At 40.2% G+C, this 17,958-nt stretch carries 20 protein-coding genes; 4 read left to right on the forward strand and 16 right to left on the reverse strand.

All coding sequences use genetic code 11. From position 1 onward, the window contains the following. Positions 1-146: 146 nt before the first annotated feature. Positions 147-704 (forward strand): GNAT family N-acetyltransferase, encoded by a 558-nt coding sequence (locus tag RSX31_RS05995; protein ID WP_148969344.1) that lies wholly within the window; start codon positions 147-149, stop codon positions 702-704. Positions 705-905: 201 nt separating this feature from the next. Here the strand turns inward: RSX31_RS05995 and RSX31_RS06000 are convergent, their stop codons facing one another. From RSX31_RS06000 to RSX31_RS06025, 6 genes are all read right to left on the reverse strand, one after another. After that, entirely contained in the window at positions 906-1,055 is a 150-nt protein-coding gene (locus RSX31_RS06000) for a DUF2639 domain-containing protein (RefSeq protein ID WP_148969345.1), read from the reverse strand. 63 nt (positions 1,056-1,118) lie between these two features. Beyond that, a complete protein-coding gene (locus RSX31_RS06005; RefSeq protein ID WP_315633851.1) occupies positions 1,119-2,186 on the reverse strand; it encodes an undecaprenyldiphospho-muramoylpentapeptide beta-N-acetylglucosaminyltransferase in 1,068 nt (355 codons plus the stop codon). 185 nt (positions 2,187-2,371) lie between these two features. Continuing rightward, positions 2,372-3,847 (reverse strand): phytoene desaturase family protein, encoded by a 1,476-nt coding sequence (locus tag RSX31_RS06010; RefSeq protein WP_315633853.1) that lies wholly within the window; start codon positions 3,845-3,847, stop codon positions 2,372-2,374. Next, positions 3,844-4,938, reverse strand: a complete 1,095-nt coding sequence (locus tag RSX31_RS06015) for a glycosyltransferase (RefSeq protein WP_315633855.1) — start codon at positions 4,936-4,938, stop codon at positions 3,844-3,846. Before RSX31_RS06015 ends, RSX31_RS06010 begins: the two co-directional genes overlap by 4 nt. Before the next feature lie 7 nt (positions 4,939-4,945). Beyond that, positions 4,946-5,665, reverse strand: coding sequence for a lysophospholipid acyltransferase family protein (locus RSX31_RS06020; protein WP_148994099.1), 720 nt, complete (start codon positions 5,663-5,665; stop codon positions 4,946-4,948). Continuing rightward, positions 5,662-6,429: a carotenoid biosynthesis protein gene (locus RSX31_RS06025; protein ID WP_282139005.1), complete on the reverse strand. Its 768-nt coding sequence runs from the start codon at positions 6,427-6,429 to the stop codon at positions 5,662-5,664. Before RSX31_RS06025 ends, RSX31_RS06020 begins: the two co-directional genes overlap by 4 nt. Positions 6,430-6,585: 156 nt before the next feature. Between RSX31_RS06025 and RSX31_RS06030 the strand changes: the two genes are divergently transcribed. Further along, positions 6,586-7,953, forward strand: coding sequence for an MATE family efflux transporter (locus RSX31_RS06030; protein ID WP_148969351.1), 1,368 nt, complete (start codon positions 6,586-6,588; stop codon positions 7,951-7,953). 61 nt (positions 7,954-8,014) lie between these two features. On the opposite strand, the gene RSX31_RS06035 is transcribed toward RSX31_RS06030, so the two are convergent. From RSX31_RS06035 to RSX31_RS06050, 4 genes are all read right to left on the reverse strand, one after another. Further along, entirely contained in the window at positions 8,015-8,788 is a 774-nt protein-coding gene (locus tag RSX31_RS06035) for an SDR family oxidoreductase (RefSeq protein WP_315633859.1), read from the reverse strand. 217 nt (positions 8,789-9,005) lie between these two features. Further along, positions 9,006-9,839, reverse strand: a complete 834-nt coding sequence (locus RSX31_RS06040; protein WP_315633861.1) for a CAP domain-containing protein — start codon at positions 9,837-9,839, stop codon at positions 9,006-9,008. 320 nt (positions 9,840-10,159) lie between these two features. Next, the gene (locus tag RSX31_RS06045; protein WP_148969354.1) at positions 10,160-10,519 is read right to left on the reverse strand and encodes a hypothetical protein; all 360 of its coding nucleotides are present in this window, start codon (positions 10,517-10,519) and stop codon (positions 10,160-10,162) included. A gap of 171 nt (positions 10,520-10,690) precedes the next feature. Then, positions 10,691-10,972, reverse strand: coding sequence for a hypothetical protein (locus RSX31_RS06050; protein WP_315633862.1), 282 nt, complete (start codon positions 10,970-10,972; stop codon positions 10,691-10,693). A 71-nt stretch (positions 10,973-11,043) separates the two neighbouring features. On the opposite strand from RSX31_RS06050, the gene RSX31_RS06055 reads away from it, so the two are divergent. Further along, positions 11,044-11,289: a DNA alkylation repair protein gene (locus RSX31_RS06055; protein ID WP_148969356.1), complete on the forward strand. Its 246-nt coding sequence runs from the start codon at positions 11,044-11,046 to the stop codon at positions 11,287-11,289. Between the two features lie 87 nt (positions 11,290-11,376). Here RSX31_RS06055 and RSX31_RS06060 read toward each other — a convergent pair whose 3' ends face one another. The 5 genes from RSX31_RS06060 to RSX31_RS06080 form a co-directional block, all read right to left on the reverse strand. After that, a complete protein-coding gene (locus tag RSX31_RS06060; protein WP_148969357.1) occupies positions 11,377-12,996 on the reverse strand; it encodes an MDR family MFS transporter in 1,620 nt (539 codons plus the stop codon). Between the two features lie 114 nt (positions 12,997-13,110). Beyond that, positions 13,111-13,521, reverse strand: a complete 411-nt coding sequence (locus RSX31_RS06065) for a MarR family winged helix-turn-helix transcriptional regulator (RefSeq protein ID WP_262371769.1) — start codon at positions 13,519-13,521, stop codon at positions 13,111-13,113. A gap of 104 nt (positions 13,522-13,625) precedes the next feature. Beyond that, entirely contained in the window at positions 13,626-13,988 is a 363-nt protein-coding gene (locus tag RSX31_RS06070; protein WP_315633865.1) for a DUF2085 domain-containing protein, read from the reverse strand. Positions 13,989-13,999: 11 nt separating this feature from the next. Next, positions 14,000-14,293 carry a hypothetical protein gene (locus RSX31_RS06075; RefSeq protein WP_148994103.1) on the reverse strand — a complete coding sequence of 98 codons (294 nt, stop codon included), beginning with the start codon at positions 14,291-14,293 and terminating at the stop codon, positions 14,000-14,002. 23 nt (positions 14,294-14,316) lie between these two features. After that, positions 14,317-15,237, reverse strand: coding sequence for a CobW family GTP-binding protein (locus tag RSX31_RS06080; RefSeq protein ID WP_315633867.1), 921 nt, complete (start codon positions 15,235-15,237; stop codon positions 14,317-14,319). Positions 15,238-16,233: 996 nt separating this feature from the next. Here RSX31_RS06080 and RSX31_RS06085 point away from each other — a divergent pair. Then, positions 16,234-16,959 carry an AlbA family DNA-binding domain-containing protein gene (locus tag RSX31_RS06085; protein ID WP_148994105.1) on the forward strand — a complete coding sequence of 242 codons (726 nt, stop codon included), beginning with the start codon at positions 16,234-16,236 and terminating at the stop codon, positions 16,957-16,959. A 1-nt stretch (position 16,960) separates the two neighbouring features. On the opposite strand, the gene RSX31_RS06090 is transcribed toward RSX31_RS06085, so the two are convergent. Then, positions 16,961-17,896 carry an LCP family protein gene (locus RSX31_RS06090; protein ID WP_315633869.1) on the reverse strand — a complete coding sequence of 312 codons (936 nt, stop codon included), beginning with the start codon at positions 17,894-17,896 and terminating at the stop codon, positions 16,961-16,963. Positions 17,897-17,958 lie beyond the last annotated feature (62 nt).

Here is a 17,958-nt window from a genome sequence, read left to right on the forward strand (position 1 = left end):
TAATGAAGGGAAGGCAAAAGGTGCGCCACCAGTTTCTTGACTGGTCTTAGTGGGTTCGATTCCCACCCCGAAATTTTTTAGTTACCATTTAAAAATTTCGAGGGTGGGATCGTACGCAAGTAGACTGCCCTCAAGGAGGGTCTACTATGATCAAGAAACGTGAATTACATGAGTGTCATGAGCTCTATGACCTGATGGTGCACCCGGATGTCTTCCCTTTTGTGCGTCAAAAAGCTCAATCCTATGAGGAGCTCCTATTCTTAACGAAACAAACGATTGAAGCTGAGGAACGTGGAGAACTCATTTCACGAACAATTTTGGACGAATGGGGCAACCCGATCGGAACGATAAACTTATTTGATATTCAAGAAAATGCTGGATTCCTGGGAACCTGGATCGGCAAGCCCTATCATGGAAAGGGATACAATCAGCCAGCCAAAGATGCATTCTTCGCAGAGCTATTCTTTGAATTGGGTATGGAAACCATCTTCATGAGAATCCGCAAAGTGAATACCCGCTCCCAAAAAGCAGCAGAAAAACTTCCATATGTTTTAAAAGCGAATGAAACAAGGAAATCCCTTTACGAACAATTAAATGCTCAAGAAGAAGTATATGATTTATATGAAATCCCTAAAGACTTATATACACTTTATCTATATCAGCATCAACAATCCCAAGACGAAGAGCAAGCTTTGGAAGCTTAGGATAAAAACCCGATTTCCATATGAGGAAATCGGGTATTTGTTTAAAACAATATAGAAGACCTATCCTTACACAGATTTACGGGAAAGCGAATGATATGATCTCAAGAAATCAGTATAGCTCACAAAAAAAGGGAACTGCTGATAGTTGACGTCTTATCTCTCTTTCAAAAGAATGACACTAACTACAGGCAGCTCCCTATTTTATTTCTTTTTCGCTACTTTCTCGAAATACAAATTTCTAACGACAAAGGTTTTATAATTCTCCAATTTTCTTTTTTCCAGCGGATGATAATTGATTCCCGCCTTTTTAAGCTCTTGAAGGTACCACCCTTTGGAAAATTGATAAGCCATTGTACTTCTCCCCTTCAACCATTTATATACTATATGCTTAAAGGAGAGTACAATGACTTTTTATCATGACATAGATGAAAGTTCCTTATACATGTCTTGAATAGTATAAGCTTTTTGACCCTTTTCCATGTTGTGGATATAGGTATCTCGATTTTCTTTTAACTCCTTGACTTTCACGAGGAAGCTCGTTTCGGTCAGCTCTTCTTCTTCCAGCTTTAATGCATATCCATGCTTTACGAAGCTGTTAGCGTTAAGGATCTGATCTCCCCGGCTCGCTTCCCTTGAAAGGGGGATCAGTAACATTGGTTTTTTCAACGCAAGAAATTCAAAGATCGAATTAGACCCCGCACGCGATATCACATAGTCTGTCATCGCTAAATAGTGAGGAAGCTCACCTTTTATGAATTCATATTGTCGATAGCCCTTTTGGGTATAAGTTTCATCGATATTCCCTTTACCGCATATGTGTATGATTTGAAAATGGGTTATCAGGTCATCCAGATTCCCTCTTACCGCTTCGTTAATTTTTCTGGCTCCAAGACTCCCACCCATAATCATCAATACAGGCTTATCTTCATAATACCCTGTCAATCGTTTTCCTTCCCTCGCATCTCCTGTAAACAACTCTTCACGTATTATCGCTCCTGCACATAATGATTTATCACTTGGAAGAGATTGAACCGTTTCAGGAAAAGTAGTGAAGATTTTGGTGGCGAATGGAACCGCTAATTTGTTAGCGAGTCCCGGTGTTACATCTGATTCATGAATCGCTACTGGAATCTTTGCAATCTTGGCAGCCATGACGACGGGAACGGAAACAAATCCCCCTTTTGAAAAGATGATGTCAGGTTTCGTCTTTCGTATGACAGCTAATGCATCGAACACGCCCTTCATCACCCGGAATGGATCTGAAAAATTTTTCCATGAAAAATATCGTCTGAGTTTTCCACTTGAAATACTTTCGTACGGAATATGAGGAAACTGTTCAGTTATGATTTCCTTTTCGATTCCGTCTTCAGAACCAATATACGTTATCTCCCAGCCTTCTTTTTCAAAGTGTGGGATCAGTGCCGTGTTTACCGTAACGTGACCTGCTGATCCACCACCTGTAAATAAAATACGATTACTCATATGTATAAACTCCTAACTCGATTTTCTAATAGCTTTCTCATTCATCATTATACACTTTACCAAAAATGCAGGTGGTATAGAACTAAGAAAATTTGACAAAAGGAAAAGGTTCCTCCTGTCATGATCAATAGGAACCCTTTTGAATCTCTCGCGAAGCACCCATAGGAACATGTCATGAAGGCTTCCTAAAACATTGCTTTATTATCTCGCTTCAGTATGTAGTTCGCTACATTTCTTCCGCTTATTGTGACCATCGGGGAGCCACCACCCGGATGAGTCGTACCCCCGACATAGAAGAGGTGCTCAATGTCCTTGCTGACGTTGGAAGGGCGAAGGAACGCTTCTGTCATCCGGTGGGAAGCAAGACCATATAGAGAGCCTTTATAGGCGGAGAATTTTTGTTTGATTGTATTCGGGGTATATACTCTCTCTACTTCCAATGATTCACGTATTGGTAGACCTTTAGCTTCTAATTTCTGATAGATCTTCTCCTTATACGCATCTGCTTGCTCGTAGGATAACGGAGCGGCTGGAGCATTCACAAGGATGAACAAATTGCTTCCCTTTGTAATACGGGAATCTGTAGCAGCTGAATGACTGATATAAATCGTAGGATCACTTGGCAGCTCTTGCTTCATAAAAATCTCCGAGAACTCCTTTTGATAATCTTCCGTGAAATACACTTGGTGATGATGAACGGAATCCTGATAGGTCCGTAACCCTGCCAGAATGACAAATGCGGAAATGGACGGTTCATAGGCATCCAATTTCCTATCAGGATGGCTTGGTCTATCTTTCTCTTCAATAAGATTCTTCGTAGCACTGATAAAATCTCCATTCACAATCACATCATAAGCAGAGATCGTATCGCCGTCTTCAGTTACAACACCCACTGCTCTCTTGTCCTTGACTACGATCTCTTTAATTCTTTTTCCCAGGTGGACAGTCCCCCCCTGTTCTTTAAAGAATTGATAGAAACCCTTAGCTATCTCAGTGTTTCCACCAATCGTATAATACACCCCTTCTTTCATCTCGAGGTGGCCGATCAACGAAAAGGTCGCAGGACACGCGTACGGTGATGATCCAATATACGTTGCATATCGATTAAACACCTTCAACACATCCTCATCCTGAAAGAACCTTCGATGAAAATGATCCATCTTTTCAAAGGGACGGACCTTCATAAAGCTATAAGATAGCTGCGGGGAGAGATAATCCCGCCATGAACCGAATACCCGGTAGAAAAACCCTCGCTCGGCTAATGTATATAACTTTTCCACTTCCCTTAAGTATTCTTTGTAATGAGATGCCCCGTACGGATCCAGCTTTTCAAGTTCCGCAATCATTTCCTCCGGGTCCGCTGATTGATATAGAATTCTCCCATTGTGAAAGACATTTTTCGTATGTTTTACAAGTCTTTTAAACTGAAAATAACGAGAAGAGTCTCCTCCCGCCTCATTGATCACCGATTGAAACACTTCAGGCATGGTAATGGTATTCGGACCAAAATCAAAGGAATATCCATCCATTTCAACAGGCATCATTTTCCCTCCCGGATGATGGTTCTCTTCTATGATCGTTACATTGTAGCCTTTGCTTTGGAGAGAAATTCCTGCGGACAATCCCCCTAATCCTCCTCCGATAATGACGATATCCTTCATGAATAAGTCCTCCCCTTCCAAGCGTATCCCTGTTTCTTCATTCCTCTCAGCATCGAAGCCCACATTATGATGATAAAGCTTATAGAAGCAACCGGCATGATAAGAAAATGCCATCTGGATTGATTGGAAGCAATATCAATCAAGAGGGTTTGTACCCATATCGCAACCAACGGAACACAATAGCTCCCTTCCCCTGCCATTAATCCATATAGGAACAGTGGAAGGGGCAATATGTAAAATACGAAGTAAAAAAGGGAAAGCAGAAAAACGGAAATTGGATTTCTCCCTAATCCTATATAAATATTTTTCAAGAAACCCTCCCATACTTCCCTATTGGTATCATACATATGACATGTCACGTCATATGTATTGTTGACGATTGTTACCTTCCAACCCTTTTCTTTCACTTTCCTCGCAATATGCACATCTTCTAATAAAGACGATTTCACCGCTTCATGCCCCCCGCAGTCTTCATACGCTTCCTTTTTAAAAAACATAAAAGCCCCGTGTGCAGCCGTAAATGCTTTATTCGTCGTATGATTGGCAACTCCAATGGGTAAATGAAAATATACCAGGAAGTGTTGAAACGGAACCAGCATCTTACTGAGTAAAGTAGGGATGGGAAATTGCGGAAATCCCGTCACAAGCCCTGCGTTGTAGTGTTTCATCTGGAACAATACTTTCTCAATGATCGATGGGGACACCCGTACATCAGCATCAAGGAATAAATAATACGTTCCGCCTGCATGTTTGCTAAGTTCCTTGCATGCATGGACCTTTCCTACCCAGCCTTTTGGGAGAGGCTTCCCATTGACTACCTTGAAACGGGAATCCCCTGTCGTAAGTTGATATAGGAGCTCTTTCGTACGATCCGTCGATCCATCATCTAAAATGATAAATTCAACATGTGAATGGGTAATCTTCTTTATATTTGCAATTAATCCCCTCACATTCCTTTCTTCATTTCTCATTGGCACCAGGACAGAAACAAGGTCATTAGAAGATAACTTACTGGAAAGCTTCGGCAAAAAGAGGAGATTGATGAATGTGACCAGTACAAATATGAGCGTGATAAGGATATAATAATTCATTGTCTATTCACCTCTGATTCCTTCTTTTCCAGAAACTCAACCATTCACTATTTGTAGGGAATCCTTTGAGTAATAATTGAAAACTTGACAGGTCTTCCTGAATGATATCGGTTTTTAGAGAATCGAGCCTTATTTCCATAATCGTCCTTAAACTGTCTGTAAGTTCTTTTCTTGATTGATTTGTATGATCTCCATTCTCTTCACAGATCCGGATAAATAATTCAGGCCTTTGATCATGACGAAATGTGTAATAGAACGTGACAAACGTAACCTTTACCCCTGGGTTACGTTCAATTAAGAAGCCCGGACCAGTCATAAATGAAAGAGGTCTCATCTCAAGATGCTCTTCCTTCCCCTGTGGAAAGATCCAGACGGTTTTTTTCTGTTGCAGGCATTTTTCAGCAAACTTTAAAGAAGAGACTAGGTCTTTGGGTGAATCAGGGTTCACAGAGAATGCTCCGATTTTACGAAAAAAAGAATAATCCTCCATCCCTTTCTGACTCATCATCGCATAGCTGTCTTCTTTTATAACATGATGATTTAAGTAAAAGACCATCAACCCGTCCCACCAGCTCGAGTGATTCGAGAGTATCAAGTGTCCTGAAGGTGATTTCGTTCCCTCCCTCTGGTCATCGATCCATACACGATAAAAATGTTTTTTCAGCTGAAAAGTAAGGTAGTTGGCCAAGATGCGTTGAAATCCCGGACTTTTCTTCGGTTCGATCATACTACCTTCTCCAATCGTTTTCTAAGTAAGAGAGACACACCGTAAAATGCCAACGTAACCCAAACAGCCAGCCACAGGCCTTCTACGATCGCTGTCACGATAAACATAAAGATCACGAGGAAATACAAACGTCTCATCCGCGAGCTCCAATGTGAAGAAACTCCCTCGTGTTTTATCCAATAGTAAAGGACAAATTGTATGAAGAAAGAAACAAAAAACCAGCCCAAGAAATTTTGAGTTGGAATGTCATAATACATCCCATCCTCATCCCATACCCAATACTCCCGGCCTTTAAAAGCAACCGGATCAATAATCAGGTCCATCGTCACCGCTAAAATGGACGTGACTGTGCTATAGATAAACGCTCCCATTACAGTCTTTCTTTGATATAGCAGAAATTCATAGTGTGCCATACTCGTAAATATCACCATGACCCAGGCAAAGCCTATGGTGATTGGTACGCCAACCAGTTGAAAGCCAAAGTCTTTCTCATAATGATAAGAACCGAATATCAGACCATAATGAACGCCTAAAGACTCCGCGAAAATCGTAAGCAGCATAATACCCAAAGCGATGATGGCCCCGATTTGTCCTCCGAATTTCTTCATTGCATAAAGAATAGCCAAAATACCGGCCAAATATAAGAAAACGGCATTCGCCCATTGAAGGGATGGAGGAAGCCAATCAAGAGAAACGAGAATGATCCCCACTCCGTACCATATTAAAAACACAATCCAAATCCAGTCCTGCCATTGTTTAATCATTCTCTGCCTCCCTGACGACTTAATCTTTTCAACACCCATTATATAAGAGTGATCCGATAAAATGCATATTTGACTCTCTATCACTTGAAAATATGATACAGTATGATAGTGAATTTATCATATGTTCAAGGGACGTTTAGTAAAGGAGCTCATTCTATGAGAGAAACACACACTATTAAAGATAAAATCAAACAATTTTCCCTTATTCTCATTCCCATTCTGGTCACCCAGCTTGGTATGTTTGCGATGAATTTCTTTGACACCATCATGTCAGGGAAGTATTCTCCCATCGACCTGGCAGGTGTCGCCATAGGTTCCTCCCTTTGGGTACCGGTATTTACGGGGTTAAGTGGCATCCTTCTCGCGGTTACCCCAATCGTCGCTCAATTAATAGGAGGAGGAAATAAGAAAGGTGTTCCTCACACTGTGCTTCAAGGCGTATATGCTGCCATTGCTCTATCACTTTTCGTGATGATTGTCGGTGCATTCGTTCTTAATCCAATTCTGAATGGAATGAACATAGAAACACAGGTCCGTACTGTAGCCAAGGATTACCTTATCGGACTTTCGTTTGGAATGATTCCATTGTTCATCTACAATGTTCTGAGATCGTTTATTGATGCATTAGGCATGACAAGGGTCACCATGTTTATTACATTGCTTTCTCTTCCGATCAATGTGGTATTTAATTATATTCTGATTTTCGGAAAACTCGGTTTTCCTGCATTAGGAGGAGTTGGTGCGGGTTATGCATCAGCCATCACCTATTGGGTCATCACTCTCATTGCCTTTTGGGTCGTGCATACGAAAAGTCCTTTTAGTCAATTTTTTGTCTTTAAAACCCTTCATAAGCCAAACCTACTTAAGTGGAAAGAGCTCTTTCAAATCGGTGTGCCCATCGGTTTATCGATTTTCTTTGAAGTAAGCATTTTTTCTGCCGTTACTTTGTTAATGAGCAACTATGATACCGTTGTTATTGCAGCTCATCAGGCAGCGATCAATTTTGCATCTTTTCTCTATATGATCCCTCTGAGTATATCCATGGCATTAACTATTGTTGTAGGGTTTGAGGTAGGGGCGAAAAGGCTCCGGGATGCAAAAATCTACAGCTGGATGGGGGTAAGCTTTGCATTACTATTGGCAATCATATATGGCGTGATCTTGCTCGTGTTCCGTTCAGAAATCTCGCACCTTTATTCAGATGATGCATATGTATTGGAATTAACAGCTCATTTCTTATTGTATGCCGTATTCTTTCAGCTATCAGATGCCATTCAGGCTCCGGTACAAGGGGCACTCAGAGGATACAAGGATGTTAATATCACCTTTATGATGGCACTCATATCCTATTGGGTGATTGGATTACCTCTGGGTTATCTACTGGCAAACTACACTGACTTCGGGCCATACGGATTTTGGCTCGGTCTGACATCCGGATTAACGGCAGGTGCCATAACATTGTCAGCCAGACTATTATTCATACAAAAAAAATATCGAAAACAATATAGCATTAAAAGTGAATAAACCCATAAATGAAATCAATAGACACGGCAGATTCATTTTTCTGCCGTGTCTATTCTTTCCTTCACTGACGAAATACCTTTCCCAGGACATCCTTGCCCCCTGTAACGGGAATGATGGAGCCGGTAATAAAATCAGATTCCTCTTTACAAAGAAAAGAAATGATCCTCGAAAGGTCTTCCCCTGTTCCTGGTCGCCCTACCGGTGTCCCCGGATCATGAAATTGTTTAGCTTTAAAGATCTCCTCTTCTTTCCATTCGCCTACGATATCTCCAGGGCAGATCATATTGGCGGTTATTCCATTACAAGCTTCTTCTATTGATATCGTTTTCGTAAAGGAAGCAAGTCCCGCTTTTGCTGCCGCAAACGCGGAACGGTAGATCCAACCTGGTGCTGTTTCAACTCGATCATAACCAAAAGTAATGATTCTTCCCCAGTTCTTTTCACGCATTCTTGGAATGATCAGCCTGGATAAATAAAAAACGCTATTTAAATTTCCATTTACTATGTAATTCCATTCTTCCGGGGAATAATCTGCAAATGACTTCCTCTCTTTCACGTAAGGACCTGCATTATGGATTACGATATCGATACTTTCGACTTCATTCCATATCTCTGTTACCATTCGTTCACATTCTTCCGGTACAGAAATATCACCTTTGATCGCTATTATTACATTATTAAATTTCCCCTTCAAGTGGGAAACAAGATCCTTAACAAATTGATCGTTTTGCCTATAGTTAATAATAACGGTATAGCCTTGTTTCGAGAATTCCTCTACCGTTCGCCGGCCGATTCCCTTCGACCCTCCCGTTATAAGCACAACTTTTTCTTTCATCCAAGCTCACTCCACGTACTCGTTATACTTCAATAGTAAGAATGATTATGTCGAATTGCAAATGTAAGCTCTTAAATAATGCATTCATGTTCGATAAGAGTACTATTTCTTGCATATTTTCATTAGGTGAGAAAAGACTAACCTAAACACTTCATCCGTTTTCAAACAAAAAAAACAACCTCTCCAAAAGAGAGGCTGCTTTCATGATTGTGTTATATTATTTACCAATGAACTGTTGAGTCCAGTAGTTACCGTTTTCTACATGTCCTACACCGATATGAGTGTAGTTTGAGCTTAAGATATTTTTACGGTGACCATCACTGTCCATCCATGCTTGTACTACTTCTTCCGGAGTAGGTTGACCCATAGCGATGTTTTCACCGGCAGAGCTGTATTCAATGCCGAACTGCTTCATCATGTCGAATGGTGAACCGTACGTCGGGCTATCATGGGAGAAGTAGTTATTCGCTTGCATATCACGAGACTTTTCACGTGCAACTTTGCTTAGCTCAGTATCTACTTTAAGAGCTGGAAGACCTTGCTTTGCACGCTCTTGATTTGTCAATTCAACCACTTTTTGCTCATATTGGCTTAATTGACCAGTTTCTTCACTAGCTTGTTGTTCTGGTTGTTGTTGCTGTTCGTTTGCTGCAGGAGCTGGTGCTGGTGCTGGTGCTTCTGCTTTTGGTGCTTCTTCTTTAGGAGCCGGTGCTGGCGCCTCTGCTTTTGGTGCTTCTTCTTTAGGAGCCGGTGCTGGCGCTTCTGCTTTTGGTGCTTCCTTAGCAGGCGCTGGTGCTGTCTGAGCTTTAGGAGTTTGTCCATTTAACAGCTCTTGTACATTAATATTCTTACCCTCGATTTGGTATTTTGCTAGAGTATCTTGTACAAATTTATTTAAATCTTCTTGATTACCACTATATTTAAATGCGTTCACTTGTTGTGCAACCTTATCTGTCGGACATGGTGCTGCAGCGTCAGCTTTACCTGCCGCGAATGGTGCTGCTAATAAAGTGAATGCTGTTGCAGTTGAAATCATCATTTTCTTATTCATAAAAATGAATTCCTCCTTAGTGAATGTGTTTTTCTTTGCTGCACATTCATCATACCACCCTGTTTTTGTTACATTTACGGGAGAACTTGGTAACTAGGAATCAATTGTTCTATTTTGAAAGACAATTACTCTATAGTAGTATAGTAATCACTGATTCTAGTAGGGAGAAATGTATTTCTGAAATGATTTACTTACATTTCCAATGATTGTATTATTTAGTCCTGAAGACTAATAATTACCTGTATATCAATATTGACAGCTTTTTAAAGGACCTATCATTGTAACGGATGTTACAGTAACATTTCACATAACATGCAATTTCACCCTAAAGATAGGTATTCATTACATTTTTTGTCAGAATCAATGATGATATATCCTTCTACTGGAAAGCCAAGACGTTTTAGTTGTCTAACCCCTACATTGCATTCAATGGGATTACTCCCCAATACCACGATAGAACCATCTGGGATGTCGCGGGAATGCCTTCTTATATATCCACAGGGGATTGCTATAATGTTATCGCAATCCCCTTTTGAAGAATCTTGATAATCCCGGACATCTACCACCACATGTCGGGAAGTTAGCTCAAGAGAAGACCACTGTTTTGTTCTGACAGGGAAATATCGATAGTACATCATATAAGAAAGTACACTAAATAGAAGGAAACTTATTACTAGCATACTGGCATCATCCTTTTTAAAATTATCTAATCATCATTATATACCTATGCGGGTATATAGTGAAGGGAAATGCTCAGAATGAGATGTTTTGAATATTTTTTATATTCCATCATTTATGGATACGCAAGGTCCCCCCTCACTCAGTTATGCCTGTAAAACATTTAAATATCTTTATGTATCTCTATTCAATTGTGAGACCATTTCAAGATGTACCTTTATTAATGATACTTGCTCTTCACTCGTCAGGTCCGATTCAATAATTCTCTTGGTAGCTGAGAGGTATTTTTCTTCTTTTGATTTACGCACTCTTGGATGACTATTGCCGTCCAATAATTCACGTTTAATGGTTTCCTTCAGGATCTTTTCTGAAGAAGTACCCTCACTTATTAATAATCTGTTTTTCCATATCTGTCTGTACGCCTCTAATAATGCATCGTATGATTCTAATCTCATGTTCAATCAATCCTTACATAATAAGTTTATTTATAATGCATACTAGAAAAAAACAAAGAAAGGTGATGTACATGACTACACCCTATCGCTGTCCCAGCTGTAAAACGAATCGCACCCGGTTTAATATTATACAACAAGTATCTCAGAGTGTGAAACTCGATCCTTCCTCTGGAGAAGTTGTACAAAGTTATGAAGAAGGTCAGATCGAGCCTTTTCATCTTGCATACAATGGACCGGACTTAAAAGTACAATGTGCCGCTTGCGGTTTAGTAGAGGATGAGATGACGTTTAAGAAATTTGGAGAAAGTACGATGTAATTCTTCTTAAAAAGGGGTAACTGGTTGGCACTGTGTTTGAATACAGATCCACCCGGTTACCCCTTTTCTTATTTAGAACTGGAGCCATCAATGATTGGAAGCTTCTTTAAGCTTTGTTTCTTTCTCTTCTTCAGTTACATCTTTATTCGACATACGTAAAGGGATTTCGTTCATAAAGAACGTTAATACAAAACCAACAAGCAGTATGATAGCACCAATAAAGAAGACATTCGTTAAAGCGAAACTTAACGACTCTCTCACTCCTTCGAGAATGGTTGCGTAAATCCCTTGGAATTCTTCAGGTAATGTTGATTGTAATTCTTTTAATTTCTCACCATTCATTATGTTTTGAGGATCCTGAAGCTGCTTCAACACTCCTGATGTTTCAGGATTTGTAAGAAGTGGTGAGTCTTTCACTTCTGACATTTTCTCGGTCATCTTTGAAGACATGGAAGTATTCATCACGGTACCCATGATGGCTACACCAATCGTACCGCCGATTTGTCTGAATAATTGGGTGGCAGCGGTAGCCACACCAAGGAACTTATGCTGAACAGCGTTCTGAACCGTTAAAGTGAACACAGGGAAGCTCAGCCCAAGACCTGTTCCTACTATAATAATATTGATTAGAGCCGTTGTATTGGTTGTGTTCGTATCCATAAAGGATAGAAGAATCATTCCTGTACTCATGACGAACAAACCGATTAGGGCAAGAAATTTATATCTGCCTGTCTTCGTGATGATCTGCCCACCAACCGTACTTGCGATCACCATACTCAATGTCATCGGCATCATCACCAAGCCGGACTTAGTGGCAGATGTCCCCATGACCCCTTGAATAAAGAACGGCATATACATAATGGCTCCAAACATCCCGGCACCCAGGATAAATCCAATGATATTGGATAAAGTGAAGATTTTATTCTTGAACAATTGAAGTGGAAGAACGGGATTACTTGCTTTCTTTTCCGTAATGATAAATAAGACAAAGAATATCACCGTTGCCGACAGTAACCCTATGATCGGAAGGGAAACCCATTCATAATCATTTCCACCCCATGTAAAGGCCAATAATAATGGAATAATCGTCAGAGTAAGCATAACAGAGCCCAAATAATCCACTTTCAGTCCTCTATTTGGTTTTTGTGAAGGAAACATTTTATAAATCATCCCAAAGGCGATGAAACCTACTGGCAGGAAGACCCAGAATACCCAATGCCAATCTGCATTATCAACGATCCAGCCTCCTAATGTAGGACCGAACACACTTGCAAGACCAAATACACTACTCATTAAACCTTGCCATTTCCCTCTTTCCCGAGGCGAAAACAAGTCTCCTACAGCCGTAAACGCAGTAGACATGATCATCCCGGCTCCAAAGCCTTGAACCCCCCGGAAGATGATTAATTGAATGATTGAGGAAGAAAGTCCATTTAAGAATGACCCAATCATAAAGACTCCAATACCAAGGAGGATGAATGGCTTTCTTCCATACATATCCGATAATTTCCCTACTAATATGGCTGTTACCGAACTGGTTAACATAAAGATTGTAAATACCCAGCTATAGTAGTCAATTCCACCAATCTCAGAAATGATCCTTGGTAAAGCCGTTCCTACTATCGTTTGATTCAATGCTGCGAATAACATGGCTGACATGATGGCTATCATGATCATTACTTTTTTACGATGTTCTAAGTGTTCCATTTTTAAGTCTCCCTTAATATTTATAATAATAATAATTCACTTACTTAAGTAATTAAGCATAATAGAAGGGATGACCCATTCCGGTCAACCCTTGCTCTCTCATGCTTACACTTATTACTTGCGATTCGATGCTAATAATTTTTCAAACAGTTCGATCAGGTGGTTTATTTCTTCTTTATCAAATTTCACAAATAGTTCCTGAAAGTATTGAGTCTTTTTTTCTTCACATTGAGAAAGCATCTCTTCGCCCTGAGGTGTCAGAGCTAACTCTACTACTCTACGATCTTCGTTAGACCGCATTCTTGTGATATAGCCTTTTTCTACTAATGTATCTGTAATGGAAGTGATGTGACTTGCCGATACTTCCATACGTTTGGATATTTCCGACGATTTCAATGCCCCATTCTCGCTAATGAGCTGAAGTACGCGAAATTCTCCATTGGAAATGAACTCACCAAAGATGGTTCGGATATCTGATTTCATCATTCTAAAAACGGATCTGAATAATCCCTCTAACTCGTACATTTCTTTTCCCACTAACAATCGACCTTTCTCACTTCTTGCACTAAATAAATAGTTCACTAAGTTAACTATTATAGTTTAAACATTTTCTTATGATCTGTCAATGGTCATGAACCAGTCAAGACCATGACGGTTCTGACTCCCATCTTGGAGAATAGAATGATACTGATTGATAGTCCGATCCCACATAGGAATCCGGTCAGCAACCGTAACGTATTCGTACTAGTTCTCCACTTCCACTTCTGGGTGTATCCATCTGCCAGTAGGGGGGATATGAGCATCCCCACATAAAGCAAATGAACGAATGATAGCAAAGGAAAATACAACCAAACGAGCGGGATCCCGATTAGAATGCCCATGAGAATACCCATACAGCGGAAACATACGGGAAATTGTTTCCCCCTGACGACGAGTGAACGTTCTCGTATTCTGTGACAGGGCATAAAGGATAATGTAAGGATGCCTTTCACTCTATTCCCTCCTATGGACTGCAGTCCGGAGTACAATCACAGTCCGGTGAATCACAGTCAAACTTCTTTCCCCGTGGAAAAGGAAGACAGTCAGGTGAATAGATTGCACAGTCCCAACAATCATTGGTCCTTTCCCTTTTATGTTTTTTTCGCTGATAATACACGATCGTTGAAATAAACATGATGACACTTAGTACGATGAGGCCAGTAAAGATGATGAACTGCAGAGTGGTCTCATGTATACTCAACCCGTATAGTCCACCGATAAATAAGATTAGTTCTACACTAAACAATAGAAACACCATGAATTGTTTCTCCACCCCTTAGGTTATTCAGTTACATCTATCTCCTGCAATGAACGTATTACTTCTGATTTATGTAAATTTTCTCCAATTATGACGAAATTGGTAGGATATTTCATGTCACCCGGCATGAATAAGGGCATACCATATGAATATTGAAACAAGGTTGGATTTTTTCGACCCTGTAAAGGAACATACCCCTTCATTCTATAAATGCTGTCAGATTGATTTTTCACCCATTCTTCAAACGCTTCTCCATTGACTGATCCATTGAATGTATACACGATTGCTTGTAAGGTTAAATGCTCGCCAATGGATGCTTTCTCATAGGAACCGTTTCGGTTATCCGCTTTTAAAGAGAATAGATCTGTCATAGAGACCTTTGAATAGTTCGTTAAGTACACTTTAGCATTTGGGTTGATTTGCTGAAGCTCATACGAGAATGTTCCCTGCTCCATCTCTGTAAGCAAATCTATCTTATTCGCCACAATATACTCCGCATGGCGAATTTGTTCCCTCATCAAATGTAAGACGGCCGGACTGAATTCACCCCTATTTCGCCACTGTAGTCCATCCACAACAGTAACAATCCCCCTAAATTCAAACTGATTTGCAAACAGTGGGGATAAGATGGAATCGACAACCTCAACGGGATGGGCTGCTCCTGTTGTTTCGATTACCAGTACATCGAAATTTTCGTTAAGCAGTAATTCCTGAAGCTGTGACTCCAGCTTTTCTGCTATGGTGCAGCATATACACCCATCAAGCAACTCCCGCAAAGCCGTATCTTTTTCAACTTCATCACTATCGATGGATACACTTCCTAATTCATTCATTAATACAGCCGGTTTTTTATTCTGGTCCTTTAAGGCTTGAAGTAAATCTTTTAATAACGTCGTTTTTCCACTGCCAAGGAATCCGGATAGTATATAAACATCTTTCTTCATTTAATCTTCCTCTCTTTAGATCTTATACATATTCTATTAGAAAGCGCTTGTGAACACAATGAAGGTATTTTGTAAGGCTCTATTTACAAAGTTTGTGGCTCTCCTAGACATGAAATAAGGAGTTGATTTACGGGGAATTGCGGTGAGTTTTCGTGGTTTCACCCTCTGGATCAGTATAACCCCTAAAAAAGTGAATTTTTCATGAGTTTGTAGTTTTAAACATGGACCGTTCCTTTCCGCTCCAGGCATAAGATTCCCCGGGGAGGAATTTAAGCCTCCTCGGGCTTTGCCCTGCGGGGTCTCGACCTTTCCTCTATCTCCCGCAGGAGTCAAGTGCCTTCCGCTACAATCCACTCTGTGCTACTACATTCTTACTGCTAATGAGTATAGATAAACAAAACACAAAATAGTTCCTATTGTATATCCATGTATGGAGCCCCAAGGCATTTGGAACCAAATGTTTATCGCCATGATTGCCTATATCCTTTCCTAGATGACTAAAAAAGAACGATTAACAATCTTATCAGTAGAAAGTGTTTTTTCTCCCACCGTAGATAACCTCTTGTAAAGAGAGCAGTGTTTGTTTTCTATTAATGGTTTTTCAGATTTAAGCTCTGTCAGGTAGTTTTCTTATAGATGGTGAGGGGAACTGCGTAGACTCCTGCGGAAGTACGGACGTGCCGAGACCCCGTCCGGCTAGCTGAAGAGGCTCGGCCGAACGCTAGCTGCAAGCGGAGCGGTTCCCTTCACCATCCAGCACTCACTAATGGACAGAGCAAAAGCAGACCTTATGTTAAAAAACAACAAACTTTTAGAAAAGAGCCATTGTAAAAAAGGGTTTTATTGTCTCTCTACGCATAGAATGAAATAACCAGGAATCGAGTCAACTTAGATAGGTTATGGATGTTATTTATTTCTTTATTTTATCATTATAAAAGACTGTTCCATTACGGCAGGATTAATAAACATGTGAGTACTATAAAGGTGGGGTTGTCATTGTATTATGAGAAGATTGTTCCGCTTAAGTTAAGAGACTTTTTGAAGAATCCTTCTCATGAGACATTGAAGGATCTGTTGCTTCATAATACGGGTGAAACGGATTACGTGGATTTCAAATCAGATTGGATTGAATTCACAAAAATGGCGAAGCATATTCTGGCTATCTCCAATACAGGAGGCGGATGCATCATTATTGGAGTGATGCAATATGATGATGGATCGTTAGATTTAAAGGGATTGTCGGATGAGGAATTTTTAGATAAAGCAGATGTTGATAATAAACTACAGCATCTGCTTCCAAAATACTTACGTTATCGAACCGAGGATTTCATTTTCCCAAAAGGTATTCACCCTTTGTTGAGCTTAAAACGGTTCCAGGTTCTCATCATTGACTATGATCCGCGATACGTTCCATACACCTCTATTGTGACAAGAGGTGAATTACGGTATGGGGCCATTTATGCCAGACAAGGGACGAAGACAATCGAAGCAAGCCACGAAAAATTGGTGGACGTAATTCTCCGCAAAGTCCAGTCTGGTGGGTCGGATAGTGATGAGCGTACATTAAGAGAACATCTGGAGCACCTTAAAATTCTGCATTTGGAACATGATCAAGCTGAAGACATGAAGTACAAAAAATACCTGCATGATTTGATTGTAAGAAAGATGAAGAAAATAGAATCTTTCCTGGACCTGGATTCATCCGAATTTCATTCTTGGTAAATCACTCACCCGTTTTCAGAAATTCACTGATAGCTTCTAGATTTCTCTGTTCATCCATGTCTAATACCTGGCCAGCATTCACAGTAGTAAGATCCGAATAGCTCCCTTCTATTGGCACTCGAAGTGTATCCACCCGGTCCACTGGATTTAGCATTAATGACATTCCATACTTTATTACTTCACTCATTGGTGTAGAGGTTTCTACGTTTTTTAAACCTTCTCTCATAATGGAAACGACAGTTGAAATTCCTTCGCCGGACTGCATCTGCTCCATAAGACTCTTTTCTGCTAACGTCATGATTTCCTGCTGTCTCTCCACTCGTCCAAAATCGCTTTTTATGTCTCCCCTAAACCTTACATATTGTAAGATTTCTTCTCCTTTTAACACTTGCTTCCCGGGATCCTTTGACCATTTCCAATACTTGATCATCGGTTCTGACACTGTAACCCCGACCCCTTCTGGAAAAACGAGACCCATCACGTTTATAAAATCATTAAAATCCACTTTCACGGTATGGTGAACATCTATGTTGAAATTATTTTTTATCGTTTCAGCCAGTAGTTCTTCTCCACCCCACGTATACGCATGATTAATTTTGCTCTTTTCATATCCAGGGATGTTTACAAATGTATCCCTCATGATGGAAACAATCTTGATGGATGTAGATTGTGGAGTATATTGAGCAACCATCAATACATCTGCACGGGCAGATTCGTTCTTTCGTTGATCTGAACCGATTAGAAGTACATTAACAGGAGATTTTTTATCCTGAAGGACTAAAGGAAAAATCGATTCATCCTTTTCAACTAAGGAATGCTTTTGCGATTGAACTTCTTCTTTGGGTGCCGGTTGTTCTCTCTCACCCCAGAAAGGCGAACAACTTACAACAATGAATACAGAAAATAATAAAGTCAGCAGTAAAGCTGATTTTTTCATAAGATCACCTCATATATACTCTCATTGTTGGTACATCTCATATATTCTATACGAGTAAGAAG

Origin of the sequence: Rossellomorea yichunensis (assembly GCF_032337515.1) — a bacterium.
In the GTDB taxonomy this organism is placed as follows: domain Bacteria; phylum Bacillota; class Bacilli; order Bacillales; family Bacillaceae_B; genus Rossellomorea; species Rossellomorea yichunensis.